Genomic DNA, 26,532 nt, shown 5'->3' on the forward strand with positions numbered 1-26,532 from the left:
GATGGCGGTGCACGACACGGTCGAGAAGACCGCCGGACGGGCCGCGCTCACCCGAGCCGCGGCCCGTCCGCCCCGCGGGCGTGAAGCGACCCCCTGGCTCTACCTCGCCCCCGCGCTCGTCGTCCTCGGCGCCCTCCTCGTCTACCCCGTCTATCAGCTCGGCCTCATCTCGCTGCTGGAGTACACCCAGGCCCAGGTCAGCGGCGGCGAACCGACCTCCTTCCAGGGACTGGGGAACTACGAGCGCCTGTTCGCGGACGCCGAGTTCTGGCGGGTGCTCCTGTCCACGGTCGTCTTCGCGGCGGCCTGTGTGGTGTCCACGCTCGCCGTGGGGTGCTCGCTCGCCGTCCTGCTGACACGAGTACGGGCCGTGCCGCGCCTGGCGCTGATGCTGGCGGCGCTCGGGGCGTGGGCGACGCCCGCGATCACCGGCTCCACGGTGTGGCTGCTGCTGTTCGACCCGGACTTCGGCCCGGTCAACCGCGTCCTGGGGCTGGGCGACCACTCATGGACCTACGGGCGTTACAGCGCCTTCCTCCTCGTCCTGCTCGAAGTGGTGTGGTGCTCCTTCCCGTTCGTGATGGTGACCGTCTACGCGGGCATCCGCTCCGTACCCTCCGAGGTGCTGGAGGCCGCGGCCCTGGACGGCGCCTCGCAGTGGCGGATCTGGCGGTCCGTCACCGCGCCGATGCTCCGGCCGATCCTCGTCGTCGTCACCATTCAGTCGATCATCTGGGACTTCAAGGTCTTCACCCAGATCTATGTGATGACGGGCGGCGGCGGTATCGCGGGCCAGAACCTCGTCCTGAACGTGTACGCCTACCAGAAGGCCTTCGCGTCCTCCCAGTACAGCCTCGGTTCGGCGATCGGCGTGGTGATGCTGGTGATTCTGCTGGCGGTCACCCTGGTCTATTTGCGACTGCTGCGCCGGCAGGGGGAGGAGCTGTGAATTCACGGGCATTCCCGCGACGCCCCTGGCGGTTCGCCGCCGAGGCATCGGCCCTGGTCATCGCGGTCGTGGTGGCGTTTCCGCTGTACTGGATGCTGCTGAGCGCGGTCAAGCCGACGGGGGAGATCGAGTCGGCGGAACCCCGGCCCTGGACCCTCGCGCCGACCCTCGATTCCTTCCGCCGTGTCTTCGGGCAGCAGGAATTCGGCCGCTACTTCGTCAACAGCCTTGTCGTCGCCTGCACGGTGGTGGTCGTCTCCGCGCTGATCGCCTTTCTCGCGGCGACGGCGGTCACCCGATTCCGCTTCCGGTTCCGGACCACCCTGCTCATCATGTTCCTGGTGGCCCAGATGGTGCCTGTCGAGGCACTCACCATCCCGCTCTTCTTCCAGATGCGGGACCTCGGCCAGCTCAACACCCTGGGCGCGCTGATCCTGCCCCACATCGCGTTCTCGCTGCCGTTCGCGATCTGGATGCTGCGCGGCTTCGTGAAGGCCGTCCCCGAGGCGCTGGAGGAGGCCGCACAGCTCGACGGGGCGAGCCGTTCCCGATTCCTCTGGCAGATCCTTTTCCCGCTCGTCTTCCCGGGGCTGGTGGCCACCAGCGTCTTCTCCTTCATCTCGGCCTGGAACGACTTCCTGTTCGCCAAGTCGTTCATCATCAGCGACACCTCCCGGTCGACCCTGCCGATGGCCCTGCTGGTGTTCTACAAACCCGAGGACCCGGACTGGGGAGGCGTGATGGCGGCCTCCACGGTGATGACCGTCCCGGTGCTGGTCTTCTTCGTACTCGTACAGCGACGGCTGGTCTCCGGACTGGGCGGCGCGGTCAAGGACTGACGTGATGACACCGGACGTGACGACGGACGCGACGGCGACGGACGCGACGGCGACGGGCCTGATTCCGGCGCCCCTCACCGTCGAGGGCCCCCTGCCCGGAGGCGTACCGCTCGACGGGAACACCACCCTGTGGGCGGCGCCGGGGACGCAGACCACGGCCCACTGGCTGCGCTCGACCCTCGGCGCCGCCCTCGGGCTCTGGCTGCCACCCGGCCCCGAGGACGCCCGGGGCGGCGTGCGCCTGTACCTCGACGACAGCCTGGAGCCGGAGGCGTACGAGCTACGCGCCGTCCCCGACCGGGGCGTCGAGATCCGCGGTGGCGGCCCGGCGGGCGTCTTCTGGGGCGCCCAGACCCTGCGCCAGCTCCTCGGGCCCGAGGCGTTCCGGCGCGCCCCCGTACGGCCCGGGGCCACCTACGGAGTCCCGCACCAGACCCTCAGGGACCAACCCCGCTTCGCCTGGCGCGGCCTCATGCTCGACGTCGCCCGTCACTTCCTCCTCAAGGACCAGGTCCTGCGCTACCTGGACCTGATGGCGGCGCACAAACTCAACGTCCTGCACCTGCACCTGACGGACGACCAGGGCTGGCGCATCGAGATCGAGCGGTATCCGAGGCTGACGGAGGTCGGCTCCTGGCGGACGCGCACCAAAATCGGCCATCGCGCGTCACCCCTGTGGGAGGAGAAACCGCACGGCGGCCACTACACGAAGGACGACCTCCGCGAGATCGTCGCCCACGCGGCCGCCCGGCACATCACCGTGGTCCCCGAGATCGACGTCCCGGGTCACAGCCAGGCCGCCATCGCCGCGTATCCGGAACTCGGCAACACCGACGTCGTCGACACGGCCTCCCTCGCCGTCTGGGACACCTGGGGCATCAACAAGAACGTACTCGCTCCCACCGACACCACCCTGCGCTTCTACGAGGGGGTGTTCGAGGAGGTCCTGGAGGTGTTCCCCTCGCCCTTCGTGCACATCGGCGGCGACGAGTGCGCCAAGGACCAGTGGCGGGAGTCGGCCACCGCGCAGGCCCGCATCCGGGAGCTGGGACTCGCCGACGAGGACGCGTTGCAGTCGTGGTTCGTCCGGCACTTCGACAACTGGCTGACCGCGCGCGGGCGTCGCCTGATCGGATGGGACGAGATCCTGGAGGGCGGCCTCGCGCCGGGGGCGGCCGTGTCGTCCTGGCGGGGGTACGCGGGCGGCGTCGCGGCGGCCCGCGCCGGCCATGACGTGGTGATGTGCCCCGAGCAGCAGGTGTATCTGGACCACCGTCAGGACGGCGGCCCCGACGAGCCGGTGCCCATCGGGTTCGTGCGCACCCTGGAGGACGTCTTCCGGTTCGAGCCGGTGCCGCGGGAGTTGACGCCCGACGAGGCCAGGCATGTGCTCGGCACCCAGGCCAACGTGTGGACCGAGGTGATGGAGGACCCCGCGCGCGTCGACTATCAGACGTTCCCGCGCCTGGCCGCTTTCGCCGAGGTGGCCTGGAGCCGGCTGCCGGCCCCCGCCGAGCGCGACTTCGCCGACTTCGAGCGCCGGATGACGGCGCACTACCGGCGACTTGACGCCCTGGGGGTCGGTTATCGGCCGCCTACGGGCCCGCGTCCGTGGCAGCGGCGGCCCGGCGTGCTCGGACGTCCGATCGAGGGAAAGCCCCCGAACGTGTGAGACGACCGCGAACCCGTGGGTCCGCGAGCGCGTGCCCTGCGACGGTGACCCCGTCCGGGAACAAGAGCCGCAAGGGGAGTGGGGGGCTACGTAAGTGGCAATGCGCACCTATGGGTGATGCCGTACCAAAACGGACCATCTCTCGGGTGAGGTGGGCGAATGCCTCGTGACGGACCCCCGCGTTCGGACCTCGCGAGAATGTGCCAGAGTTGCCACGTCCGCCCTGTCAGCACGTACCGTACGGCAACACAGGCGGACCAGGTGGGGCAGCGGGAAGGGGCAGCCGGTTTGACCACGCACGCACCGCAGGCGGCGCAGGCCGTGACCCTGCCCGGCTCGCTCGACGAGGCCGTGGCGGCTCTCGCCGCCATGCCCTGGGCGGTTCCGGTGGCGGGCGGCACGGACCTCATGACCGCGGTCAACTCCGGACAACTCAGGCCCGCCGCACTGGTCGGGCTCGGCAGGATCAGCGAGATCCGCGGCTGGCAGTACCAGGACGGACACGCCCTGCTGGGTGCCGGACTGACGCACGCCCGGATGGGGCGCCCGGACTTCGCGGCGCTCATTCCGGCGCTCGCCGCCGCCGCGCGCGCCGCCGGACCCCCGCAGATCCGCAACGCCGGCACCCTCGGCGGCAACATCGCGACGGCCGCCCCCACCGGGGACGCGCTGCCCGTGCTGGCCGCCCTGGAGGCCACGCTGATCATCGCGGGCCCGGGCGGGGCCCGCCGTGAGATGCCCGTCTCGCATCTGCTGGCCGGCATGGAGATGCTGCGCCCCGGCGAACTCATCGGCTTCGTGCGCGTGCCGCTGCTGCACGCGCCCCAGGTCTTCCTGAAGGCCACCGGCCGCACCGGCCCCGGCCGCGCGGTCGCTTCCGTCGCCCTCGTCCTCGACCCCGCCCGGCGCGGGGTGCGGTGTGCCGTCGGGGCCATAGCGCCGATGCCGCTGCGGCCCCTGGACGCCGAGGCCTGGGTCGGCCAGTTGATCGACTGGGACGGCGAGCGCACCCTCGTCCCCGAGGCGCTGCAGGCCTTCGGCGAGTATGTCGCCGCCGCCTGCATCCCCGACCCGGCCCCCGAGGTCGACGGCACCGTGGCACCACTTCCGCCCGCCGTACTGCATCTGCGGCGCACCGTCGCCGCGCTGGCCCGACGAGCACTGGGGAGGGCACTGTCGTGACCGACGACCAGCACGGAGAAGGCACCCCGCAGCAGGGGGGCCAGGGCGGCTGGGAGCGGCTGCCGCAGGGCGACTACGACGACGGCGCCACGACGTTCGTCCAGCTTCCCGAGGGGGGTATCGACGCGCTGCTCGCCGCCGACAGTCCGCTGGCCGCTCCCGGGCACGGCTATGTCCCGCCGCAGATAGCGTCGAACTCCATCAACACGGCCCACACCGCCGGGACCGACCCGTCCGTCCCGGGTACCTGGGCGATGCCGGCCGGGGGTGCCGAGTGGCACGACCCGAACGCCGGGCAGCCGCAGCCCCCGGCGCAGGACGGGTTCACGTACAACCCCGCCTCGACCGGGCAGTGGACGTTCGAGGAGCCGGCCGCGCAGGAAGGCGCCGCTCCCGGTCACGATGTGACGGGCGAGTGGTCGATTCCGGTCGCGGGAGGTGATCTTCCGGACGAATCCGGCGAGTTCAGCACCTCGGCCCTCGTCGAGCAGTGGGGCGGCAATCCGCCCGCCACGCTTCCCGGCGGCGCCGCCGCGCCCTGGGCCACCGAGCAGATCGGCACGGCGTGGACCGCGCCGCCCCCCGCCCGGCCCGAGGAGAGCCGCCCCGAGGAGTACGCGGCGGAGGGCCGGACGCCGGAGGAGAGCGCGGCGGACGGGGCCCACGAGGCCGCCGGGGAGCCCTCGGCGGCCCCTGGGGAGGCGTACGCCGACGCGGCACCCGAGACCGCCGGGCCGACCCCGGAAGCCGCCCAGGAGCCCGCTGAGCCGGTCGGGACCGACACGGAGACCGAGAGCGGACCCGAGCGGCCAAAGACGGCGGAGACGGCCCCGGCGGCCGACACCGAGGGCGACGCGGAGCCGTCGGCCGACGAGCCCGCCCCCGCCCCGCCCCCGCACGACGACCACCCCCTCGCCTCCTACGTCCTGAGCGTCAACGGCACCGAACGGCCCGTCAGCGACGCATGGATCGGCGAGTCACTGCTCTACGTGCTGCGCGAGCGGCTCGGTCTCGCGGGCGCCAAGGACGGCTGCTCGCAGGGCGAGTGCGGCGCCTGCAACGTGCAGGTCGACGGCCGGCTCGTGGCGTCCTGCCTGGTGCCCGCCGTCACCGCCGCGGGCAGCGAGGTGCGCACCGTCGAGGGCCTCGCCGCCGACGGACAGCCCTCGGACGTGCAGCGGGCCCTCGCCCGGTGCGGTGCCGTCCAGTGCGGGTTCTGCGTGCCCGGCATGGCGATGACCGTGCACGACCTCCTGGAGGGCAACCCCGCCCCCACCGACCTGGAGACCCGCCAGGCCCTGTGCGGCAACCTCTGCCGCTGCTCCGGCTACCGGGGCGTCCTCGCCGCCGTCCGCGACGTCGTCGCCGAACGCGAGGCGAACTCGGCCGCCGAGAACGAGGCCACAGCCGACCCCGGCGAGGCCCGCATCCCGCACCAGGCGGGCCCCGGCGCCGGCGGCGTCGACACGGCGGCGTACGACGCCCGGAGCGCACCCCCGCCGGCACCGCACGACCCCGACCGGTCCTACGGCGGCCAGGGGCTGTCGTTCACCGGCCCGGACGACTCGTACGGCGGCCAGGGGCAGTCCTTCGCCGGGCAGGGCGACACCTACGGCGGCCAGGGCCAGCCCTTCGGCGGCGGCCCGGACGACTCGTACGGCGGCCAGGGCCAGTCCTTCGCCGGGCACGGCGACACGTACGGCGGCCAGGGGCAGTCCTTCGCCGGCCAGAACGACACCTACGGCGGCCAAGGGCAGTCCTTCGGCGGCCAGGACGACTCGTACGGCGGTCAGGGCCGGTCGTTCGGCCAGGACGGAGGCCAGGCGTGAGCAACGAAACCGTCATCGCGGCGCCCGTGGGCCCCGGCGAGGCCGCGGCCGCCCCCGAGCAGCCGCCGCACGGCCTGGGCGTGTCCCTGCCGTCCGCCGACTCCCGGGCCAAGTCCGAGGGCACCTTCCCGTACGCGGCCGACCTGTGGGCCGAGGGCCTGCTGTGGGCCGCCGTGCTCCGCTCGCCGCACCCGCACGCGCGGATCGTGTCCATCGACACGTCCCACGCGCGCGAGATGCCCGGCGTACGGGCCGTCATCACGCACGAGGACGTGCCGGGCGTCGCCCTGCACGGCCGCGGCAAGGCCGACCGGCCCCTGTTCGCCTCCGAGGTCGTCCGCCACCACGGCGAGCCCATCGCGGCCGTCGCCGCCGACCACCCCGACACCGCGCGGATGGCCGCCGCCGCCGTCATCGTCGAGTACGAGGTGCTCGACCCGGTGATCGACCCGGAGCAGGCCTTCGAGGCCGAGCCCCTGCACCCCGACGGCAACCTCATCCGCCACATCCCGCTGCGCCACGGCGACCCCGACGCGTCCGGCGAGATCGTCGTCGAGGGCCAGTACCGCATCGGCCGCGCGGATCCGGCCCCCATCGGCGCCGAGGCCGGTCTCGCCGTGCCCCGCCCCGACGGCGGCGTCGAGCTGTACGTGGCCTCCACCGACCCGCACACCGACCGCGACGCGGCCGCCGCCTGCTACGGCCTGGCCCCCGACCGCGTGAAGATCGTCGTCACCGGCGTCCCGGGCGCCACCGCCGACCGCGAGGACCAGGGCTTCCAGCTCCCGCTCGGCCTGCTCGCCCTGAAGACGGGCTGCCCGGTCAAGCTGACGGCCACCCGCGAGGAGTCCTTCCTCGGCCACGCCCACCGGCACCCCACCCTCCTGCGCTACCGCCACCACGCGGACGCCGAGGGCAAGCTGATCAAGGTCGAGGCGCAGATCCTGCTCGACGCGGGCGCCTACGCCGACACCTCCTCGGAGGCGCTGGCCGCCGCCGTCTCGTTCGCCTGCGGCCCCTACGTCATCCCCAACGCCTTCATCGAGGGCTGGGCGGTCCGCACCAACAACCCGCCCTCCGGCCATGTGCGCGGCGAGGGCGCGATGCAGGTCTGCGCCGCGTACGAGGCCCAGATGGACAAGCTCGCCAGGAAGCTGGGCATCGACCCGGCCGAACTGCGCATGCGCAACGTGATGTCCACGGGCGACGTGCTGCCGACGGGCCAGTCCGTGACCTGCCCGGCCCCGGTCGCCGAACTCCTCCAGGCGGTCCAGGAGTTCCCGCTCCCGGCGCTGCCCAAGGACACCCCCGAGGACGAGTGGCTGCTGCCCGGCGGCCCCGAGGGCGCGGGCGAGCCGGGTGCCGTGCGCCGCGGGGTCGGCTACGGCCTCGGCATGGTCCACATGCTCGGCGCCGAGGGCGCGGACGAGGTCTCCACGGCCACCGTGAAGGTCCACGACGGCATCGCGACCGTCCTGTGCGCGGCCGTCGACACCGGCCAGGGCTTCTCCACCCTCGCCCGTCAGATCGTCCAGGAGACCCTGGGCATCGACGAGGTCCACATCGCCCAGGTCGACACCGACCAGCCCCCGGCCGGCCCGAGCTGCCGGGGCCGTCACACCTGGGTCTCGGGCGGCGCGGTGGAACGCGCGGCCAAGATGGTCCGCACCCAGCTGCTGCAGCCCCTGGCCCACAAGTTCGGCATGTCCACGGAACTGCTGCAGATCACCGACGGCAAGATCACGTCGTACGACGGCGTTCTGTCGACCACGGTCGCGGAGGCGCTGGACGGCAAGGAACTCTGGGCCACCGCCCAGTGCCGCCCGCACCCCACCGAGCCGCTGGACGAGGCCGGCCAGGGCGACGCGTTCGTGGGCCTGGCGTTCTGCGCGATCCGCGCGGTCGTGGACGTCGACATCGAACTCGGCTCCGTACGGGTCGTGGAGCTGGCCGTCGCCCAGGACGTCGGCCGGATCCTCCACCCGGCGCAGCTCGCCGCGCGCATCGAGGCCGGCGTCACCCAGGGGGTCGGCGTGGCCCTCACCGAGAACCTCCGCACCCCCAGGGGCCTCATCCGCCACCCCGACCTCACCGGCTACGCCCTGCCCACCGCCCTGGACGCCCCCGACATCCAGATCGTCAAACTGGTGGAGGAACGGGACGTCGTGGCCCCCTTCGGCGCGAAGGCGGCCAGCGCGGTGCCGGTGGTCACGTCCCCGGCGGCCATCGCGGCGGCGGTCCGGGCGGCCACCGGACGCCCCGTGAACCGTCTGCCGATCCGGCCGCAGGCCGCGGTGGTGACGGGGGCGTAGGAGCCCGGGGGGCTGCCCCGGCGCAGCCCCTGAGGTGCGTGTTCGCGTGTACGTCCGGCGTTGTCAGTGGGGCGGCGTATGGTTCTCGACAGTGGGGACGACGACCGCTCGGCGGCGCGTGATCGCCCACGGGGGGACGCACAATGCGAACCATGTGCCGGGGGGAGCCATGAGCACAATGACGATGGGGACAATGGGCCTGACGGACCTGAACGACCTGAACGATCTGCACGACCTGAAGGATCTGAACGACCTGAACGACCTGGCGGTGTTGACCGGGGGACCGGCCACGCGCTCCGGACTGGAGCTCGACCTGCCCGCCCGACTGCTCGACGAGGAGTTCGGCCGGAGCAGGGTGTGGCGCTTCGAGGACTTCGACTTCCCGGCCACGCTCACCCACGAGCCGACCCGCCGCTTCCTGCGGGACATGGGTCTGCCCGAGGACCACGGCTTCTTCCAGCTCGACACGGACATCCCGCTGCCGACGCTCGCCGAGTACGGGGCGAACCAGTGCGGCGCGTCCGTCCCCGGCCGACTCCCGGACAGAGCCGCCCACTTGATCCGCCTGGGCCACTTCGTCGAGGGCAGCAGCCTCGTCGTCGACGGCACCACCGGCGCGATCCTCAACTGGAGCGAGCCCGACTCGACCCTCCGCCCCCTCGACGCCGACCTCTCCACCCTGGCCTTCACCCTCTGGCTCCTCCACCGCGAGAAGCGCGAGGGGACGGCCACGGGGTGCTGGGTGGAGACCCTGCGCAACAAGGCCTGCGCGGGCCTCTGACACCACCGGCCGCACGAAGCCCTGGTCGAGTGGGTAACCATGCTGATCGTCACCCGCGAGGGTGACCGCCGCTGCAAGCTCCAACCTCACGTGCCAGCCGGGCAGTTGGGCTGAGAGACAGATGAAGCCCCTGGTAGCTGGGTTTTCGACCAAGAGAACCATCGGCTTCCTCGCCGCCCGACTGAGGGAACACCGCCGCACTCTCGGAACCCGATGGCGGCGCCTGAACGCAGGACGGCAGACCCTGCTCACCCTTGCCCCTACCCTCGCCGTATCCGTACGAGCGGTGTCGACGAAGGCGTACGTGATGCTGGACGGGGCGCTCCTGCCCATCGACCGAATCGCCGCCGATCGCCCGTTCTGCTCGTGTAGGCGCGGGCGAGGGGGGCGAGCGGGCTGTCGCTCGCAGCGCAATGGCGACGTCTTTCTCGATGGGTCCCGTTCTCGTACAGGTCGGGGGAGTCCCGGCCCTGTCGTGATCCATCTGGCCGGACACAACGCGCTACACGGCCCACAGGCGGCACGGGGAGCGGGCTGGTCGGGTAGTGGTCCGCACGGTGGCCGCCCCACGCCGCCGTCATGGGCACCTACAAGGGACGTGGCGCCCTGACCTCGACCACCTGGCAGGCGGCGGACGGATTCGACCCGAGCGCGACCTGGGCCCGAGCGCACGCCGTGCTGGGGGCGAGCCCGCCGGGGGCCGGATATCCGGCGCATCACACCAGGGACCTGTGGATTCCCCCTCCCCCTGAACGCAAGGTAATTGGGGGTTCAATCACCTAAACGCCCAATTCAGGCAAAAGGTGTTGACTCCCGGTGCGACGGGGGCGGATGGTGGAAATGAAGATCCTGTAGTAGAGCGGTTCTTGGCAGGTGATCTTTATGCAAGCCGTCATCCGTAGGCGCGCAGCCCTCGCCGCGTGCGGCTTCGCCCTCTGTGGAGCTCTGGCCGCACCGCCGGTCATCGAAGCGGCCTCGGCCATATTCGACACCGGGCAGTCTCAGACCCAGGTCGACGCAGAGCGGAAGAAGCCGAAGAAGCCGCCTCGGCACTAGTCCGTCTTATGGATCATCAGGTGGCGGATCGTGGTGTCGGGGATGAGTTGCCATGAACTCACCGATTTGACACGGGAGTCACTCGCTTCTGACAGATGGTCTGCACCCGCTTTCGCCGGCGCAGGTCGCCCTTGTCCACCCTGCGGGCCGCGCGGCCGGTGAGCTGGTGGAGCCGGCCTTCGGCCCACTGCGCCTGGTCCAGGAGTCGCAGCACCCCTCCGCGGGCCGCTACGTGCCCTATGCCATCTCGATCTACCAGCAGGCGGCTTGGCTCCAAGTGAGACGGGAACTGAGGCGGACGACCCGAAGGGCGGTGCCCCATACGGGTACCGCCCTTCGGGTTTTGCCTGGTCAAGTGCTGGAGGCCGTGGCGGGAATCGAACCCACGTAACTCGCTTTGCAGGCGAGTCCCTGAACCACTCGGGCACACGGCCGGGTCGACAGCGTCAGGGGCGTGATTCCTGTCGCTTCGAACTCGATGGAAAGACCGTAGGCCGGGCTCCGGCGGGGGCTCAAGAGGTCCGGGGGCGCTGCAACGGGACTGCCACACGCCGTTCATGAACGGCGGGGCGTACGACCAAGGTCCCGGGTGGTGGGGGACTTCGGACAGGGGCGTATGTCGGTGGTGCCCCTTACGCTGGCGGGCATGGCCGACTCCGAGGCGCGTGACACGGGCGTCACGCCGAACTCCGCCCCGCCCGCAGCCCCCGACGACGCGGACGGTCTGCTGAGCCGCTCCCACCGAGGGCTCAGTGTCGGGATCGTGTCGGTCGTGCTGCTGATCGCGTTCGAGGCGATGGCGGTCGGCACCGCCATGCCGGTCGCGGCGCGGGAGCTGGACGGGATCTCGGCGTACGGGTTCGCGTTCTCGGCGTACTTCACGACCAGCCTGTTCGGGATGGTGCTGGCGGGCCAATGGGCTGATCACCGGGGGCCGTTGGGGTCGCTGACCGCGGGGATCGGTGCCTTCGCCGTGGGGCTGGTGCTGTCGGGGACCGCCGGGGCGATGTGGCTGTTCGTCCTCGGTCGGGCCGTGCAGGGGCTCGGCGGCGGACTGGTGATCGTCGCGCTGTACGTGGTGGTCGGGCGCGCGTACCCGGAGCGGTTGAGGCCGTCGATCATGGCGGCCTTCGCGGCGAGCTGGGTCGTCCCGTCCGTGGTCGGCCCGCTCGCCTCGGGCGCGGTGACGGAACAGCTGGGCTGGCGCTGGGTGTTCCTGGGCATCCCGGTTCTCGTCCTGCTGCCGCTGGGGCTGGCGCTGCCGCAGATACGGCGCAGGGCCTCCGGGCCGGTGCGGACGCGGGGAGCGGCGCCGGCCGACTCCTCCTCGACGTCCACCCCCGCCTCCGTCTTCGGCGGTCGTCGCATCCGGCTCGCCCTCGGGATCTCGCTCGGCGCCGGGCTGTTGCAGTACGCGGCTCAGGACCTGCGGTGGTGGTCGACCGTTCCGGCGGTCGCGGGGGCCGGGCTGCTGGTACCGGCGGTGCTGGGGCTGCTGCCGCGCGGGACGTACCGGGCGGTGCGGGGGCTGCCGTCGGTGGTGCTGCTGCGCGGGGTCGCGGCGGGGTCGTTCGTGGCGGCCGAGTCGTTCGTGCCCTTGATGCTGGTCACCCAGCGGGGTCTGTCGCCGACACTCGCCGGGTTCTCGCTCGCGGCGGGCGGGGCGACCTGGGCGCTGGGGTCCTGGGTGCAGGCGCGGGCGCGCGTGGAGCCGTACCGGGAGCGGCTGATGACGATGGGGATGCTGCTGGTCGCGGCGGCGATCACCACGCTGCCGGGGGTGCTGGTCGACTCCGTCCCGGTGTGGACCGTGGCCGTCGCGTGGGCCTTCGGGTGCTTCGGGATGGGGCTCGTCATCTCCTCCACCGGCGTTCTTCTGCTCCAGCTGTCCGCCCCCGAGGAGGCGGGGACCAACTCCGCCGCGCTCCAGATCTCCGACGGCCTCACCAACGCGCTGCTCCTCGCGGCGGGCGGCGCCGCCTTCGCCGCGCTGGGTGGCGGCGCGGTCGGCCATACGGCCACCACGGCCGCCGGCACCGCCTCCCACCCGGCGGCCTTCGTCGCGGTGTTCCTGCCGATGGCGGGGGTGGCGCTGGTGGGGGCGTGGGTGACCACGCGGCTGCGGGCCGGTCGGCGCGACCTGGTACCAATGTGACCCCATGCGGTGGTACCGTTTTGGTATGGCCATGAACCTGCGTCTCCGCGACGACCAGACCGAAGCCCTGAAGCTGCGCGCCGAGGAGGAGGGCACCAGCATGCACGCGATACTGCTGCGGGCCGTGGACGACTACCTGGCCAGAACGGCCCACGAGGCACTGGTCCGTAAGGCCGCCAAGGAGCAGACCGTCAAGTGGGCCGAGCTGCTGGAGCGGCTGAAGTGAGCTGTGTCTACCTGACGGCCGAGGACGTCCTGGCCATCGCCGAACACGCGGTCGATGACCAGGTCGTCGTGGTGCGCGACGCCGGTCTGCTGGAGTCCGCCGTGCACCGCCCGTCGGCTGCGATGTTCGGGCAGGAGGCGTACGCCGACCTGTTCGACAAAGCGGCCGCACTCCTGCAGTCGCTGGCGATCAACCACCCCTTCCTCGACGGGAACAAGCGCACGGCCTGGGTGTCCTGTGTCGTCTTCCTCGCGATGAACGAGGTGCAGTTGCGGCCGGACATCGACACGGCGGAGCGCCTGGTCATCGGCGTCTCGACCGGTGACCTCGACGAGGTCAAGGCCATTTCCGAGGTGCTGCGGGACCTGGCCGAGTAGGGATGTGACCTCGGTCCCATCCCCGGGCGGCCCGGCGCAGTTCGCGCGTGGACGCGACCGGGGCGCCGGTAGGGTGGCCCGGTTGTCATACGTAGCCGGGGTGTCCGCGTCGCCGCGCGAGTCGCCCGGGGCTGCCACCTGCCGCTCGACCCCCAGACCGGAGACCGTGACTACCACCGCCACCTCCTCGAACCACCACCTCTCTCCCGCCTTCCCCGGCCGCGCCCCCTGGGGTACCGCCAGCAAGCTGCGTGCCTGGCAGCAGGGGGCGATGGAGCGGTACATCCAGGAGCAGCCGCGGGACTTCCTGGCGGTCGCGACCCCGGGCGCCGGGAAGACGACCTTCGCGCTGACGCTCGCGTCCTGGCTGCTGCACCACCACGTCGTGCAGCAGGTGACGGTCGTGGCGCCCACCGAGCATCTGAAGAAGCAGTGGGCCGAGGCCGCGGCACGGATAGGGATCAAGCTGGACCCGGAGTACAGCGCGGGACCGCTCAGCAAGGAGTACGACGGCGTCGCGATCACGTACGCGGGTGTGGGCGTACGACCGATGCTGCACCGCAACCGCAGCGAGCAGCGCAAGACCCTCGTCATCCTCGACGAGATCCACCACGCCGGTGACAGCAAGTCCTGGGGTGAGGCGTGCCTGGAGGCCTTCGAGCCCGCCACCCGGCGGCTCGCCCTCACCGGCACGCCCTTCCGCTCCGACACCAACCCCATCCCGTTCGTGACGTACGAGGAGGGGGCGGACGGGATCCGGCGGTCGTCCGCCGACTACACCTACGGCTACGGCAACGCGCTCGCCGACAACGTCGTGCGGCCCGTCATCTTCCTCTCCTACAGCGGCAACATGCGCTGGCGGACCAAGGCGGGCGACGAGATCGAGGCCCGTCTCGGCGAACCCATGACCAAGGACGCGGTCAGTCAGGCCTGGCGTACGGCCCTCGATCCGCGCGGCGAGTGGATGCCGAGCGTGCTGCGCGCCGCCGACCAGCGGCTCACCGAGGTCAGGAAGGCCATCCCGGACGCCGGCGCCCTCGTCATCGCCACCGACCAGGACTCCGCCCGCGCCTACGCCAAGCTGATCCGCGAGATCACGGGGACGAGCGCGACGGTCGTCCTCTCCGACGACTCGGGTGCCTCGAACCGTATCGACGAGTTCGCTCACGGCACCGACCGCTGGATGGTCGCCGTGCGGATGGTGTCCGAGGGTGTCGACGTGCCCCGGCTGGCCGTGGGGGTCTACGCCACCACCATCTCCACCCCGCTCTTCTTCGCCCAGGCCGTCGGACGCTTCGTACGGTCCCGGCGGCGCGGCGAGACCGCGTCCGTGTTCCTGCCGACCATCCCCGACCTGCTCACCTTCGCCAACGAGATGGAGGTGGAGCGGGACCACGCCCTCGACAAGCCGAAGAAGGAGGGCGAGGAGGACCCGTACGCCGAGGAGGACAAACTCCTCGCGGAGGCGGAGCGGGAGCAGGACGAGGACACCGGCGACCAGGACATGCTGCCGTTCGAGGCGCTGGAGTCGGACGCCGTGTTCGACCGGGTCATGTACAACGGCGCCGAGTTCGGCATGCAGGCGCACCCCGGGAGCGAGGAGGAGCAGGACTACCTCGGCATCCCGGGTCTGCTGGAGCCGGACCAGGTGCAGCTGCTGCTCCAGAAGCGACAGGCGCGGCAGATCGCGCACAGCCGCAAGAAGCCGGACGCCGAGGCCGACCTGGTGGAGCTGCCCGCCGACCGGCGGCCCGTCGTCACCCACAAGGAACTGCTGGAGCTGCGCAAACAGCTCAACGGCATGGTCGGCGCGTACTCCCACCAGTGCGGCAAGCCGCACGGCGTCATCCACACCGAGGTACGGCGGGTGTGCGGCGGACCGCCGAGCGCCGAGGCCACGGCCGGGCAGCTGCGGCAGCGCATCGCCAAGGTGCAGGAGTGGGCCACCCGGATGAAGTAGCCGGCCCTCGGAGCGCGCTCCGAGGGCCGGTCCCACGGAGTGCGCTCTGCAGGTCCTGTACCGGCGTGCGCTCTGCGCTGGTGCGCCCGCACATTTCGCGACAAATACAAGTAGTCCGTACCGGTCACTGCCCGGATTCTGGACGGAGTCTTCCGCTCAGCGAACCGGCTCGTCTACTGTCCCGCTACGCACACGCCCCGTGGCAGCGCCGCCGCGGAGCGCAGCCGTGAAGCGACTCCGCCCGGATCATCCGGGTTCAGCCGATCGGCGGCCTCTGTGGCGCGACACCGACGGGACCGGTGACGCATCAGCCGTGACAGGGGTCGCCGCCTCACCCAAGAAGGAGTGGGTGTCGTGACCGCGGAGACCTCTCAGACACTCGACCGGGGACTGCGTGTCCTCAAGCTGCTGGCCGACACCGATCACGGACTGACCGTCACCGAGCTGTCCAACAAGCTCGGGGTCAACCGAACCGTCGTGTACCGCCTGCTCGCCACCCTGGAGCAGCACTCCCTCGTCCGCCGTGACCTGGGCGGACGTGCCCGGGTCGGGCTGGGCGTGCTGCGGCTCGGGCGGCAGGTGCACCCCCTGGTGCGGGAGGCCGCGCTGCCCGCGTTGCGGTCGCTGGCCGAGGACATAGGGGCCACTGCCCATCTCACCCTCGTCGACGGGACCGAGGCGCTGGCCGTCGCGGTCGTCGAGCCGACCTGGACGGACTACCACGTGGCGTACCGGGCCGGCTTCCGGCACTCGCTGGACCGGGGGGCCGCGGGGCGCGCGATCCTGTCGGGCCGGCAGCAGCCGGGGGACTGGCCCGGGTACACGCTCACGCACGGCGAACTGGAGGCGGGGGCCAGCGGGGCCGCCGCGCCGCTGCTCGGGGTGACCGGGGTCGAGGGCAGCGTGGGTGTCGTCATGCTGGCGGACGCGGTGCCGGAGCGGGTTGGGCCGCGTGTCATGGACGCGGCCCGAGAGGTGGCCGACGCGCTGCGGTGACGCGTGGAGGGTGACGCGTGGAGGGTGACGGGGACCCGCCGTGCTGCCCCTCTCCTCCTTCAGCCGGTCCGGCTGATCCGGCCGGCCTTTCCTGCCTTTCCGGTCTTGTCGCTCCGGTCGGTCTTGTCGGTCCGGTCGCTCCGGTCGTCCAGTGTGCTCAGCCAGTCCAGCAGATGGTCGGTGAAGGCCTCCGGCTGCTCCATGTTGGGGTAGTGGGCCGTGCCCTCGATCGAGACGGCCCGGCCCTCGCCCGCGACCGTCCTGGTCAGGCGCTCGGCCATGGCGATGAGGTCGGGGGCGTCCAGGGCGCCGTTGACGGCGAGGACGGGGACGGCGATGGTGGCGGCGCGGGCCCAGGTGTCGGTCACCGGGACGTGCCAGTCCGTCTCGCCGAGGGTGTGCTTGGCGGCGGTCGCACGGCTCATCTCCCGGACGCGCCGCACGATCTCGGGGTCCACGTCGTCGACCGTGCGGTGCGGTCCCGCGACGGTCTCGCCGACGATGTCCAGCCACCCCTCGATGTCGCCCGACATCAGCGCGCCGTAGTACCGGGCGGTGCTGTCCTTGGTCCACGGGTCCGTGAACTCGGGTTCGCTGGTCCCGACGCCGCTGACGACGAGGGCGCGTACGAGCCCCGGATGTTCCAGTGCCGTGTCGACGGCGGTGCCGCCGCCCATCGACAGGCCGACCAGGATCGCCGGGCCGGTGTCCAGGTGGCGCAGCAGCGCGGCGAGGTCGTCGGTGAACCGGAACGGCCCGCTCGCGTTGGCGGAGGCGCCGTGCCCTCGCGCGTCCGGGGCGATGACCCGGTGGCCGGCCGCGAGGGCGGGCACCAGATCGCGCCACATGCGGTGGTCCGTGAAGCCGCCGTGCAGCAGCACCAGCGGGGGGCCCGAACCGACGTCCTGATAGGCGAGCGGGCCGTCGTCGGACGCGAACGTGCGCAGGGTGACCTGCGAAGTCTCGGTCATGACAACTAGGGTGTCATGTTGATCCCATGATGACAACCAGGTTGTCATCATGGAGGGTGTGGAGTGCGGAGGTGACCGCCCCGTGGCGAAGAACGGAGAATGGCCCCGTGACCCCCGTGACCCCCGTGACAGAGAACGATGAGCCGCTGCCGCCCGACCTGCTCGCCGGACGGCTGTCCGAGGTGTTCGCCGTCCTCGGCCCCCTCTACCGGCGGACGACCCGTGCGCTGGAGCTGAAGGAACGCAAGGAGGGGTTCCCCGTCGGCGTACGCGCCGTCCTGGAGCTGTTGCGCATGGGCGGGCAACCCATGACCGTGCCGCAGATGGGCCGGACGCTGGCGCTGAGCAGGCAGTTCGTGCAGCGCATGGTCAACGAGGCGGCGGGCCGGGACCTCGTCGAGGCCGTCCCGAACCCCGCGCACCAGCGGTCCTCCCTGATCCGGCTGACCGACACCGGCCGGGCGGCCGTCGACGCGCTGGTCGCCCGGGAGCGTGTGCTGCTGCGGCAGGCGGGCGACGACCTGACCGGCGCCGACATCGACGCCTGCGTACGGGTGCTGACGCGACTCCTCGCGCTCTTCGAGGACGTGGACGTCAACTGAGCCCCACGGTCCACGGCCGGTCCATCGGCACACCAGCCACCGGCCCCCCCCGTCGTCGGCTCAGCCCTCGGCCGACCGCCCCCTGGCCGGAACCGGCCTCACGTTAGATTGACCCCGTGCTCTCTCGTCTCTCCAGCCTTTCGCGTCCCGTGGCCGTAGCCGTCTGCGCCCTTCCCGTGGTGGGGCTGCTCGCCACGGCGGTGTTCGCGCCGTTGCCGTTCTCCGTGGCGCAGCCGGGGATGACGGCGAACGTGCTGGGCGAGAACAAGGGGGACCCGGTGATCACGATCAGCGGCGCGGAGGCCCGGAAGACCAGCGGGCAGCTGCGGATGACGACGATCGAGGCGACCGGACCGGACACCCGCGTCGGACTCGGCGACGTGCTCGACGGCTGGTTCCGCACGGACCAGGCCGTCATGCCGCGCGAGGCGGTCTACCCCAGCGGCGACACCACCGAGGAGATCCAGAAACACAACGAGGCCGAGATGAAGGAGTCCCAGGACACGGCCACCGAGGCGGCGCTCGCCTACCTCGGCGAGGACTCCGGCGACATCGAGGTCACCCTGCGCCTCGCCGATGTCGGCGGCCCCAGCGCGGGGCTGCTGTTCTCCCTCGGCATCGTCGACAAGCTCGACGGCGACGGCAGCGGCGGCGACCTCACGGGCGGCCGTGTCATCGCCGGTACGGGGACCATCGACGCCGCCGGCCGGGTCGGTCCCGTCGGCGGGGTCGCGCTCAAGACCCAGGCGGCCCGTCGCGACGGCGCGACCGTCTTCCTCGTCCCCAAGGCCGAGTGCGCCGACGCGCAGAGCGAACTGCCCAAGGGGCTGCGGCTCATCCCGGTGACGACGCTGAAGGGCACGGTCGGCTCGCTCGTGGCGCTGGAGACGGGCAGGGGCAAGGTCCCCAGCTGCTGAACGGCGGCTTCGTCCTCACCCCGTCCCCCCGAACCCTTCCTCCGCCGTCGGGTCCGAGGCCACCTGGTGAGCCGCCTGTGCCGCCTGCGCCGCCTGCTCCACCAGCGGGATGATCCGCAGCGGAACGGGGTTCTCCATGACGATCGCCGTGGCGGCCCGGACGATGCCGTCGATGCCGACGACCCGGTCGATGACCCGCTGGAGATCGGCGTTCGAACGTGCCACGAGCCGGCACAGCATGTCCCCGCTGCCGGTCGTCGTGTGCAGCTCCAGCACCTCCGGGACGGTCGCCAGGTGGGCCCGTACGTCGGCTCCCTGTCCCTGTCTGATCTGCAGCGTCGCGAACGCGGTGACCGGATAGCCGAGCGCGGCCGGATCGACCTCGGGCCCGAACCCGCGGATGACGCCGTGCGACTGGAGCCGGTCCAGCCGGGCCTGCACCGTGCCCCGCGCGACCCCCAGCCGCCGTGACATCTCCAGCACCCCGATCCGCGGCTCCCGCGCGAGCAGGACGATCAGCCGCCCGTCCAGATGATCGATCGCCATCAGACCTCCCCGGATGGTCACCCTGCACAGAACAAGCAGGTGCATGGGTCCTGCCGTGCACAGATTGTCCTGCGTGAACCCGAAGTGTTGCGCACCTTGCGGGCACGGAGGAGCCTGCGGCCATGGCAGCCACCCCCGCGCACACCCGGCGCGTCCCCGGCACCGCCCGGCAGGCGGACCCTGACAGCGCGGGGGAAGAGCTGGGCTGCGCCCCATGCTTCTCAGGCCCGCAGGGCCGTGTCCTTCAGGGGCGCGGGGAACTGCGCGACCAGCCCCCACGCACCCGCACCCGCTGACGAAACCCGGACCCGCACCCGCACCCGCACCCCCACCCCCACCCCCTCACCCGAGACGCCCGCCCATCGCGAGGTACGGGTTCAGCCGCCGCGCCTCCGCCAGATGCCGCCGCGCGGGCGCCGCCAGCCCCAGCGCCTGCTCGATCACCCCCCGGTGATACGCGCGGGCCGCACTCCGCGCCTCCCCACCCCGCGCCCGATCCGTCGCCCGCCGGGCGAACCCCAGCGCCTCCCCGTCCTCGCCGGCCCGATGCAACGCCCACCCGAGCGCATCGGCCACCCGCAACCCCGGCTGACGATCCCACTCGGCCCGCAGCACCCGCACGGCCACCTCCGGATCGCCGTGCTCCGCCTCCAGCGCGCCCAGGACGAGCGACACGTCGACCCCGGCCGCGGCGGACCGTGCCACCAGCGCACGCACCACGCCGTACTGCTCGCGTGCCTCCCTGCGCCGCCCCAGCGACTCCAGCAACTCGCCCAGCCGTAGCGCGACCTCCGCCGAAGGCCGCCGCGACAGCGCGGTCCGGTACGCCCGCACCCCCTCCGCCGGCCGCCCCAGCGCGGCCAGCGCCCGCCCCCGGCAGGCGTCGGCGTCCGGCTCGCTCCGGGCGGCCTCGCAGTACCGCAGCGACTCCTCCGCCTCTCCCCGCTCCCACGCCAGCTCCCCGGCCAGCGTCCACCACGCGGCGCCCGCGGCCGACGGCCCCGCCGGCGTCGTCTCCGAGGCCGCCGCGTCCGAGATCGCCGTGGCCGCGTCCTCACGCGCCCCCTGGTCCCAGTAGACCCGTGCGGCCCGCGCCCGGGCCGCCGGGCCGGAGTGGAGGGCGAGCATCCGGTCCAGGCTCGCGCGGGCCGCCTTGTACCGGCCGAGCCCGTCGTACGCGTCGACGAGCAGCGCGTACGAGGTCCAGCGCGCCGGCGCCACCCGTACGGCCTTCTCGCCCCAGCGCTGCGCCGTCCGGAAGTCGCGGCGGGCGTTCGCGAGAGCGGTCAGGCCTTCGAGGGCGGCCGCGTTGCCGGTGGGCCGGAGCCGCAGCGAGGTCCGCAGGGCGCGTTCGGCCCTCGGGTAGTCGGCGACACGGCCGGTCCGCCGGGCCCGCTCGGTGTACGCCACGCCGAGCACCGCCCAGGAGGCGTGATCACGCGGACGGGCGCGCACCCGGGCCTCGTGTTCCCGCACGTTCGCCGCGATCTCGGCCGGCGCGACGGGCAGCCCGGCGAGGAGCGCGGCCCCCGCCGGGCGCCCCTCGGGCCCGGCCGCGCCCACCACCCGGGCCGCCCGCCCGCCACCACCGTCACCCCCGTCCGGCGGCACCACCATCAGCACCCCTCCGAGCACCAGGCACCCGACGACGGCCCCGGCCACTCCCCGCCCCCGACCCGGACCCTGGGCCCACCCGGCGACCCGGCGCAGCGCCGCCCGCACCTCGTTCTCCACAGACATGCCGCTCACTGTGCGTCAATACGACGAGCACATCCCGTACTCCCGATGGCTCGTGTCGACGGGTTCACACCGATGGCCGTGGATGCGACCCTGTGATCATGAGCCGTAGCGAAGCCCCGCTCATCGAAGACGCCGAGACGACCGGCGACCTCGTCGACCGTCTGCTGAGCGGACTGCCCACGGAGGCGGTCCTCGTCGATCCCGATGTCACGGCCTCGTACGCCAACGACATGGCGAGCTTCTGCGAGGCGGGCGTCCCGGCGGTCGTCGTGCTGCCCCGGACCGTCGAACAGGTCCAGCACGTCATGCGCGTCGCCACCGAACTGCGTGTGCCGGTCGTCCCCCAGGGCGCCCGCACCGGTCTGTCCGGCGGGGCCAACGCCTCCGAGGGGTGTATCGCCCTGTCCCTGACCAGGATGGACCGGATCCTGGAGATCAACCCGGTCGACCGCGTCGCCGTCGTCGAACCCGGTGTGGTCAACGCGACGCTCTCCCGCGCGGTCAACGAACACGGTCTCTTCTACCCGCCGGACCCCTCCAGCTGGGAGATGTGCACGATCGGCGGCAACATCGGCACGGCCTCCGGCGGCCTGTGCTGTGTGAAGTACGGGGTGACCGCCGAGTACGTCCTCGGCCTGGACGTCGTGCTCGCCGACGGACGGCTGATGTCCACCGGCCGGCGCACCGCGAAGGGCGTCGCCGGCTACGACCTCACCCGGCTCTTCGTCGGCTCCGAGGGCTCGCTCGGTGTCGTCGTACGGGCGATCCTCGCCCTGAAGCCGCAGCCACCGCGCCAACTGGTGCTGGCGGCGGAGTTCGCGTCGGCCGCCGCCGCGTGCGACGCGGTGTGCCGGATCATGGCCGGCGGGCACGTCCCCTCACTGCTCGAACTCATGGACCGTACGACGGTGAAGGCCGTCAACGACCTCGGGCACATGGGCCTGCCCGAGACCACCGAGGCACTGCTCCTCGCCGCCTTCGACACCCCGGACCCGGCCGCCGACCTCGCCGCCGTGGGGGCGCTGTGCGAGGCCGCGGGCGCCACCCAGGTCGTCCCGGCGGACGACGCGGCCGAGTCCGAACTGCTCCTCCAGGCACGGCGGATGTCGCTCACCGCCCTGGAGGCGGTGAAGGGCACGACGATGATCGACGACGTGTGCGTGCCGCGCTCGAAGCTCGGCGAGCTGATCGAGGGCGTGGAACGCGTCGCCGGGAAGTACGACCTGACCATCGGGGTCTGCGCGCACGCCGGCGACGGCAACACCCACCCCACCGTCTGTTTCGACGCCACGGACCCCGACGAGTCCCGGCGCGCCCGCGAGTCCTTCGACGAGATCATGGCCCTCGGCCTGGAACTCGGGGGCACGATCACCGGCGAACACGGTGTGGGCATCCTCAAGAAGGAGTGGCTGGCGCGGGAACTCGGCCCGGTGGGGACGGAGATGCAGCGGGCGGTGAAGTCCGCCTTCGACCCGCTGGGCATCCTCAACCCGGGCAAGCTGTTCTGACCCGCGCCCCCTCCGCCACCCCTCACCGGGCGAGGAGTTCCGCCAGGCCGTCGTCGATCCGCAGCATGTCGAACTCCGCACCCGGCGGCACCACCCGCAGGGTCCGCTCCAGCCAGGCCGACACGGCGGCGGCCGGTGCCTCCAGCAGCGCGTCCCCGTCCGGCGAGCTGAGTGCCATCAGCACGACGCTCCGGCCCGACACCTTCGTCGGCCACACCCGCACGTCCCCGTGCCCGCACGGCCGGAACACCCCCTCCACCAGCAGCTCCCGGGCGAACGTCCAGTTCACCGGGCGGTCGGAGTTGATGTGGAAGGTGATGTGGACGGCGTACGGGTCGTCGCTGCGGAAGACGAGCTTGGCCGGTACGGGGATGCTGCGCTCGGGCGACAGGACGAGTCCCAGCTCCAGTTCGCGCTCCACGACGGTGTGCCGCATGGTGATCGTTCCTCTCTCGTGGCGGGCCCTGTGCGCGGGCCCGTACGAGTGAGAGGGGCGAGGACCCCCGCGCATTACGCGGGTTCGCGGAACTTTTTCCGACGGGTCCAGCGGCCGGCTCCCGGTGACCGGCGCCCTCGCGGGCCCGTAGCAGATCCGTGCGTGAATGGGGCGGGTCCGGAGGCAGCGGTCATGGACCGGGCCGGCGTCTGGTAGATCTGGACGCCTCCACCAAACCCACGAGCAGATACGGGACGACGGACATGAGCGCCCCAACCCCGGCCCCCGGTGACGACAGGCCCCGCGAAGGGTATTACCCGGACCCGTCCATTCCTGGATATGTCCGGTACTGGAACGGCGCGGCCTGGGTGCCGGGTACGAGCCGTCCGGCTCCCTCCGACGGCAGGCCGATCGCCCCGCCGTCCGGCTCCGGCCCGTCCGGCGCCGTGGAGGAGACGGGCCCGCACTTCTTCGACGAGGACCCCGCGTCCGACGGGGAACAGGGCCGCCCGGCCTCCGACAACGCCCTGCACGGCTCCCGCCCCGAGCCCGCCTCCGCGTGGGGCGCCGACCGCTCCCGCCAGACCGGCTTCGGCGGCGACAAGGACCGCCGGGTGTCCTGGGGTTCGGCCTCCGTCCCGGACCCGCGTGACCCCAGGGTCCCCCTCGCGGCGGACGCGGGCGTCCCCGCCGACGGCGGTGACCCCGGGCGTACGGCGAGCACGGACGGTACGGCGACGATCCCGCCGGCGGACACCGACGAGGACGCCGGGGCCACCCCGGGCACGGTGGTGTTCCGCCGCCCGGCCCCGTCCGGGGGGCCGCGGACCGCCGAGAGCGCGGAACCCCCGCAGTCCGACGGGGGCGCGCCCGCGTCCCCCGCGCCTTTCGGCTCGCCCCTGACTCCCGCCCAGGTCGCCGCCCAGCAGGCACTGGGTCTCGCCCCGCAGTCCGCCACGTCCTCTGCGTCCGGCCCCCAGCCGGGGCCGCCGCCCGCGCAGCAGGGCCCGCAGCCGGGCACCGCACCGGCGGCGGCCGCCCCGGCCGCCCCGGTGGCTCCGGCCCCGTCGTCGGCGGAGCCGCAGCAGCCCCGGTTCGGCGACGCCTTCCCGCAGCAGGCCCCGCAGACCGCACCGGCCGTCGTCGATCCGCAGATCGCCCCGTCCACGCCCGGCGTACCCCAGCAGGCCGCCGCCCGCCAGGCGGCCGAGACCCCCATGGCCGTCGGGTTCGGCGGCGGGCAGCCCTCCTGGGCACAGCAGGTGCACCGGCTGGCCGGGGGCGAGGACGAGCAGCCGGTCGCGCCGTGGAAGCCGGTGGTGGAGGACCCCTTCCAGGCGGTGGCGCGGCGGCAGGCGGAGGCAAGGCCCGCGGGGCTCGGCAGACGGCTCGCCGCCCGGCTCGTGGACAGCCTGGTCGTCGGCACCGTCACGGCCGCGGCCGCCGTGCCGTTCGGCACCAAGGCGATGGACCACATCGACGAGAAGATCGACGCGGCCAGGCTCTCCGGCGAGCGGGTCACGGTCTGGCTGGTCGACGGCACGACCTCCGTCTACCTGGGCATCGTCCTCGGTGTCCTGTTCCTCGTCAGCGCCCTCTACGAGGTGCTGCCCACCGCCCGATGGGGGCGCACCCTCGGCAAGAAGCTGTTCGGGCTCGACGTCCGGGACATCGAGGGCCACGAACCCCCGTCGTTCGGGCGCTCCCTGCGGCGCTGGCTCGTCCACACCGTCTCCGGGCTGCTCGGCATCGGCGTGATCGGCGTCCTGTGGTGCGTGTGGGACAAGCCGTGGCGTCAGTGCTGGCACGACAAGACGGCGCACACCTTCGTGGCGGGCAGGTAGCGCGCACGGCCGTACTCCGTACGGCCCCGTGCCGGATGCGGAGCCGGGGGGTTCGCGGTCGACTCGGGCCATGAGTACCGAACCGCCGCCCTTCGGCTCCGGTCAGTCCCCGGACAACGACCGGTTCAGGAAGCAGCCGCCCCCGCCGCACCAGGGCGGCGGCTCCCCGTACGACCCGCCGCCCGGGCAGCCGCCGCCGGACGGGGGCGGGCAGCAACCGCCCTACGGCAACCAGCCGCCGCCGTACGGGAGCCAGCCCCCGCCCTACGGCAACCAGCCGCCGCCGTACGGGAGCCAGCCCCCGCCCTACGGCGGCGATCCCTACGGCGGCGGGCAGTACCCCAACGATCCGCTCTGGGGCATGCCGCCGCTCGCCGACAGCGGGAAGCGGGTGCTGGCGCGGATCATCGACATGATCCTGGTGGGGATCGTGGTGGGGCTGCTGGCGTGGGCGTTCAGGATCAGCCAGTACACGGTGGACTCGGACGACTTCGAGTTCGGCAGGTCCCTGGCCCAGGAGGCGCTCGCGGCGGTCCTCTACATCGCGTACGACACGTTCTTCACCGTCAGGAACGGCCAGACCCTCGGCAAGAAGCTGCTGAAACTGCGGGTGGCCGACCTCGACGACGGGTCCACGCCCTCCACGCAGACCGCGCTGATCCGCGCGGCCGTGCTGTGGATCCCCTTCGCCTTCTGCTGCGCCTGCGTCTGGACGGCGATCGCGGGTGGCTGGAGCTTCTTCGACAAGCCCTACAAGCAGGGTCTGCACGACAAGGCGGCCAAGACGGTGGTGGTCAGCACCGCCTGAGCACGCGGTCCCCGAACGACGACGGCGGGTCCGTGGCACACGGGCCCGCCGAGACGTTTCAGCAGACGGTCACCGCGTGCCGGTTCAGGAGCCGGTCCGCTCGTGCACCGGCTCACGGACCGCCTCGGACCGCGTGGCCGGGGAGGCCGGTGCGGGAGCGGCGGACGCGCGGGCGCGGGGCACCGCGGCGCCGGGCGCGGGCTTGGGCTGCGGCACGGTCAGGGAGACGAGCAGGCCCAGGGCCAGGGCGGCCAGGGCGATCACCGCGATGCCCGCGCCGGAACTCGTCTGGGACAGCAGCAGCATGGCGAGTGTGGACAAGATCACGGTGCAGGAGCCGTAGGCGAGCTGTGCGGTCGTCGGACGAGGCATGGCAATCGTGTCCTCGGGTGGGGTCTCCCCGTGCCTCTCAGGATGAAGGGGAGGGTGCGGATACGAATCAAAGGTGAAGCAGGGGTGTCGACTTGGCATTCACCGACTTCCGGCGCTCCGCCAATCGACTCTATTCGCCAGGGTGCCCGAGTGGAACGACGGGTAAGCGTGACCTGACACACGGTGCCGGGGGCACAGGGGGCGCACGGGTTCATGCCGTCCGGCAAGTCGGCGCATATGCGCGCCGGTTCGGACGGCGCGCGAGTGGTGGACGTAACGGCCGTATAACGAACAAGCGCTTCCCGTAGACATCGATAATGCACTTGACCTGTCCAAGTCAAGATCTGTTTTTTATCTCGAAACTCCGGTCGAATGGCGTCACTTGACTACACGCGTATACCGCGCGCGGACTCCTCCACACAGGACCATCCTCCTCCGCGCGAACGGACGCGGG

Annotated in this window: 23 protein-coding genes, 1 tRNA gene and 1 pseudogene; 19 read left to right on the top strand and 6 right to left on the bottom strand. The window is 72.4% G+C overall.

The window, feature by feature from the left end:
• Position 1 precedes the first annotated feature (1 nt).
• The 8 genes and pseudogenes from ACWCRJ_RS16075 to ACWCRJ_RS16110 all read left to right on the top strand — a co-directional run.
• On the top strand, positions 2-949 hold the full coding sequence (locus tag ACWCRJ_RS16075; RefSeq protein WP_450939853.1) for a carbohydrate ABC transporter permease: 948 nt from the start codon (positions 2-4) through the stop codon (positions 947-949).
• Positions 946-1,788 carry a carbohydrate ABC transporter permease gene (locus ACWCRJ_RS16080; protein ID WP_450939854.1) on the top strand — a complete coding sequence of 281 codons (843 nt, stop codon included), beginning with the start codon at positions 946-948 and terminating at the stop codon, positions 1,786-1,788. The genes ACWCRJ_RS16075 and ACWCRJ_RS16080 overlap by 4 nt, the downstream gene beginning before the upstream one ends.
• A gap of 4 nt (positions 1,789-1,792) precedes the next feature.
• On the top strand, positions 1,793-3,460 hold the full coding sequence (locus tag ACWCRJ_RS16085) for a beta-N-acetylhexosaminidase (protein WP_450939855.1): 1,668 nt from the start codon (positions 1,793-1,795) through the stop codon (positions 3,458-3,460).
• A 288-nt stretch (positions 3,461-3,748) separates the two neighbouring features.
• Positions 3,749-4,642, top strand: coding sequence for an FAD binding domain-containing protein (locus ACWCRJ_RS16090; protein WP_450939856.1), 894 nt, complete (start codon positions 3,749-3,751; stop codon positions 4,640-4,642).
• Positions 4,639-6,471 (top strand): 2Fe-2S iron-sulfur cluster-binding protein, encoded by a 1,833-nt coding sequence (locus tag ACWCRJ_RS16095; RefSeq protein ID WP_450939857.1) that lies wholly within the window; start codon positions 4,639-4,641, stop codon positions 6,469-6,471. Before ACWCRJ_RS16090 ends, ACWCRJ_RS16095 begins: the two co-directional genes overlap by 4 nt.
• Complete coding sequence (locus ACWCRJ_RS16100) at positions 6,468-8,783, top strand: xanthine dehydrogenase family protein molybdopterin-binding subunit (RefSeq protein WP_450939858.1); 2,316 nt, start codon at positions 6,468-6,470, stop codon at positions 8,781-8,783. Before ACWCRJ_RS16095 ends, ACWCRJ_RS16100 begins: the two co-directional genes overlap by 4 nt.
• Positions 8,784-8,952: 169 nt before the next feature.
• Positions 8,953-9,564: an SUKH-4 family immunity protein gene (locus tag ACWCRJ_RS16105; RefSeq protein ID WP_450939859.1), complete on the top strand. Its 612-nt coding sequence runs from the start codon at positions 8,953-8,955 to the stop codon at positions 9,562-9,564.
• 121 nt (positions 9,565-9,685) lie between these two features.
• Positions 9,686-10,099, top strand: a pseudogene (locus ACWCRJ_RS16110) (hypothetical protein); the annotation flags it as partial.
• An 880-nt stretch (positions 10,100-10,979) separates the two neighbouring features.
• Here ACWCRJ_RS16110 and ACWCRJ_RS16115 read toward each other — a convergent pair.
• Positions 10,980-11,054 (bottom strand) — tRNA-Cys (locus ACWCRJ_RS16115).
• Between the two features lie 212 nt (positions 11,055-11,266).
• On the opposite strand from ACWCRJ_RS16115, the gene ACWCRJ_RS16120 reads away from it, so the two are divergent.
• The 5 genes from ACWCRJ_RS16120 to ACWCRJ_RS16140 all read left to right on the top strand — a co-directional run bounded on the left by ACWCRJ_RS16120 (position 11,267) and on the right by ACWCRJ_RS16140 (position 16,334).
• A complete protein-coding gene (locus ACWCRJ_RS16120; RefSeq protein ID WP_450939860.1) occupies positions 11,267-12,775 on the top strand; it encodes an MFS transporter in 1,509 nt (502 codons plus the stop codon).
• A gap of 25 nt (positions 12,776-12,800) precedes the next feature.
• Positions 12,801-13,001: a ribbon-helix-helix protein, CopG family gene (locus ACWCRJ_RS16125; RefSeq protein ID WP_037710693.1), complete on the top strand. Its 201-nt coding sequence runs from the start codon at positions 12,801-12,803 to the stop codon at positions 12,999-13,001.
• Positions 12,998-13,378, top strand: a complete 381-nt coding sequence (locus ACWCRJ_RS16130) for a type II toxin-antitoxin system death-on-curing family toxin (RefSeq protein ID WP_450939861.1) — start codon at positions 12,998-13,000, stop codon at positions 13,376-13,378. Before ACWCRJ_RS16125 ends, ACWCRJ_RS16130 begins: the two co-directional genes overlap by 4 nt.
• Positions 13,379-13,544: 166 nt before the next feature.
• Positions 13,545-15,338 (top strand): DEAD/DEAH box helicase, encoded by a 1,794-nt coding sequence (locus tag ACWCRJ_RS16135; protein ID WP_450939862.1) that lies wholly within the window; start codon positions 13,545-13,547, stop codon positions 15,336-15,338.
• 354 nt (positions 15,339-15,692) lie between these two features.
• Positions 15,693-16,334: an IclR family transcriptional regulator gene (locus ACWCRJ_RS16140; RefSeq protein ID WP_013003228.1), complete on the top strand. Its 642-nt coding sequence runs from the start codon at positions 15,693-15,695 to the stop codon at positions 16,332-16,334.
• Between the two features lie 59 nt (positions 16,335-16,393).
• Here ACWCRJ_RS16140 and ACWCRJ_RS16145 read toward each other — a convergent pair whose 3' ends face one another.
• On the bottom strand, positions 16,394-17,305 hold the full coding sequence (locus ACWCRJ_RS16145; RefSeq protein WP_450939863.1) for an alpha/beta fold hydrolase: 912 nt from the start codon (positions 17,303-17,305) through the stop codon (positions 16,394-16,396).
• A 125-nt stretch (positions 17,306-17,430) separates the two neighbouring features.
• On the opposite strand from ACWCRJ_RS16145, the gene ACWCRJ_RS16150 reads away from it, so the two are divergent.
• Positions 17,431-17,907 (top strand): MarR family winged helix-turn-helix transcriptional regulator, encoded by a 477-nt coding sequence (locus tag ACWCRJ_RS16150; RefSeq protein WP_450939864.1) that lies wholly within the window; start codon positions 17,431-17,433, stop codon positions 17,905-17,907.
• Positions 17,908-18,023: 116 nt separating this feature from the next.
• A complete protein-coding gene (locus tag ACWCRJ_RS16155; protein ID WP_450939865.1) occupies positions 18,024-18,824 on the top strand; it encodes a S16 family serine protease in 801 nt (266 codons plus the stop codon).
• Between the two features lie 15 nt (positions 18,825-18,839).
• Here ACWCRJ_RS16155 and ACWCRJ_RS16160 read toward each other — a convergent pair whose 3' ends face one another.
• On the bottom strand, positions 18,840-19,370 hold the full coding sequence (locus ACWCRJ_RS16160) for an Lrp/AsnC family transcriptional regulator (RefSeq protein ID WP_450939866.1): 531 nt from the start codon (positions 19,368-19,370) through the stop codon (positions 18,840-18,842).
• 122 nt (positions 19,371-19,492) lie between these two features.
• Here ACWCRJ_RS16160 and ACWCRJ_RS16165 point away from each other — a divergent pair, with 122 nt between their 5' ends.
• Positions 19,493-19,666, top strand: a complete 174-nt coding sequence (locus ACWCRJ_RS16165) for a hypothetical protein (RefSeq protein ID WP_450939867.1) — start codon at positions 19,493-19,495, stop codon at positions 19,664-19,666.
• A 46-nt stretch (positions 19,667-19,712) separates the two neighbouring features.
• Here ACWCRJ_RS16165 and ACWCRJ_RS16170 read toward each other — a convergent pair whose 3' ends face one another.
• Entirely contained in the window at positions 19,713-21,110 is a 1,398-nt protein-coding gene (locus ACWCRJ_RS16170; protein ID WP_450939868.1) for a tetratricopeptide repeat protein, read from the bottom strand.
• A gap of 92 nt (positions 21,111-21,202) precedes the next feature.
• Here ACWCRJ_RS16170 and ACWCRJ_RS16175 point away from each other — a divergent pair, with 92 nt between their 5' ends.
• Entirely contained in the window at positions 21,203-22,618 is a 1,416-nt protein-coding gene (locus ACWCRJ_RS16175; protein WP_450939869.1) for an FAD-binding oxidoreductase, read from the top strand.
• A 22-nt stretch (positions 22,619-22,640) separates the two neighbouring features.
• On the opposite strand, the gene ACWCRJ_RS16180 is transcribed toward ACWCRJ_RS16175, so the two are convergent.
• A complete protein-coding gene (locus ACWCRJ_RS16180; RefSeq protein WP_450939870.1) occupies positions 22,641-23,054 on the bottom strand; it encodes an SsgA family sporulation/cell division regulator in 414 nt (137 codons plus the stop codon).
• A gap of 263 nt (positions 23,055-23,317) precedes the next feature.
• On the opposite strand from ACWCRJ_RS16180, the gene ACWCRJ_RS16185 reads away from it, so the two are divergent.
• Positions 23,318-24,898 carry an RDD family protein gene (locus tag ACWCRJ_RS16185; protein WP_450939871.1) on the top strand — a complete coding sequence of 527 codons (1,581 nt, stop codon included), beginning with the start codon at positions 23,318-23,320 and terminating at the stop codon, positions 24,896-24,898.
• Positions 24,899-24,968: 70 nt separating this feature from the next.
• Entirely contained in the window at positions 24,969-25,706 is a 738-nt protein-coding gene (locus ACWCRJ_RS16190) for an RDD family protein (protein ID WP_450939872.1), read from the top strand.
• A gap of 84 nt (positions 25,707-25,790) precedes the next feature.
• Here ACWCRJ_RS16190 and ACWCRJ_RS16195 read toward each other — a convergent pair whose 3' ends face one another.
• On the bottom strand, positions 25,791-26,078 hold the full coding sequence (locus ACWCRJ_RS16195) for a hypothetical protein (RefSeq protein ID WP_450939873.1): 288 nt from the start codon (positions 26,076-26,078) through the stop codon (positions 25,791-25,793).
• Positions 26,079-26,532 lie beyond the last annotated feature (454 nt).

This window comes from Streptomyces sp. NPDC002324 (assembly GCF_053593335.1).

Excerpts from the sequence above, each read along its gene's own strand:
- ACWCRJ_RS16145 (WP_450939863.1), bottom strand. The coding sequence starts at position 17,305 with ATGACCGAGACTTCGCAGGTCACCCTGCGCACGTTCGCGTCCGACGAC.
- ACWCRJ_RS16160 (WP_450939866.1), bottom strand. The coding sequence starts at position 19,370 with ATGGCGATCGATCATCTGGACGGGCGGCTGATCGTCCTGCTCGCGCGG.
- ACWCRJ_RS16125 (WP_037710693.1), top strand. The coding sequence starts at position 12,801 with ATGGCCATGAACCTGCGTCTCCGCGACGACCAGACCGAAGCCCTGAAG.
- ACWCRJ_RS16105 (WP_450939859.1), top strand. The coding sequence starts at position 8,953 with ATGAGCACAATGACGATGGGGACAATGGGCCTGACGGACCTGAACGAC.
- ACWCRJ_RS16165 (WP_450939867.1), top strand. The coding sequence starts at position 19,493 with ATGGCAGCCACCCCCGCGCACACCCGGCGCGTCCCCGGCACCGCCCGG.
- ACWCRJ_RS16170 (WP_450939868.1), bottom strand. The coding sequence starts at position 21,110 with ATGTCTGTGGAGAACGAGGTGCGGGCGGCGCTGCGCCGGGTCGCCGGG.
- ACWCRJ_RS16180 (WP_450939870.1), bottom strand. The coding sequence starts at position 23,054 with ATGCGGCACACCGTCGTGGAGCGCGAACTGGAGCTGGGACTCGTCCTG.
- ACWCRJ_RS16120 (WP_450939860.1), top strand. The coding sequence starts at position 11,267 with ATGGCCGACTCCGAGGCGCGTGACACGGGCGTCACGCCGAACTCCGCC.
- ACWCRJ_RS16190 (WP_450939872.1), top strand. The coding sequence starts at position 24,969 with ATGAGTACCGAACCGCCGCCCTTCGGCTCCGGTCAGTCCCCGGACAAC.
- ACWCRJ_RS16085 (WP_450939855.1), top strand. The coding sequence starts at position 1,793 with ATGACACCGGACGTGACGACGGACGCGACGGCGACGGACGCGACGGCG.
- ACWCRJ_RS16195 (WP_450939873.1), bottom strand. The coding sequence starts at position 26,078 with ATGCCTCGTCCGACGACCGCACAGCTCGCCTACGGCTCCTGCACCGTG.
- ACWCRJ_RS16075 (WP_450939853.1), top strand. The coding sequence starts at position 2 with ATGGCGGTGCACGACACGGTCGAGAAGACCGCCGGACGGGCCGCGCTC.
- ACWCRJ_RS16185 (WP_450939871.1), top strand. The coding sequence starts at position 23,318 with ATGAGCGCCCCAACCCCGGCCCCCGGTGACGACAGGCCCCGCGAAGGG.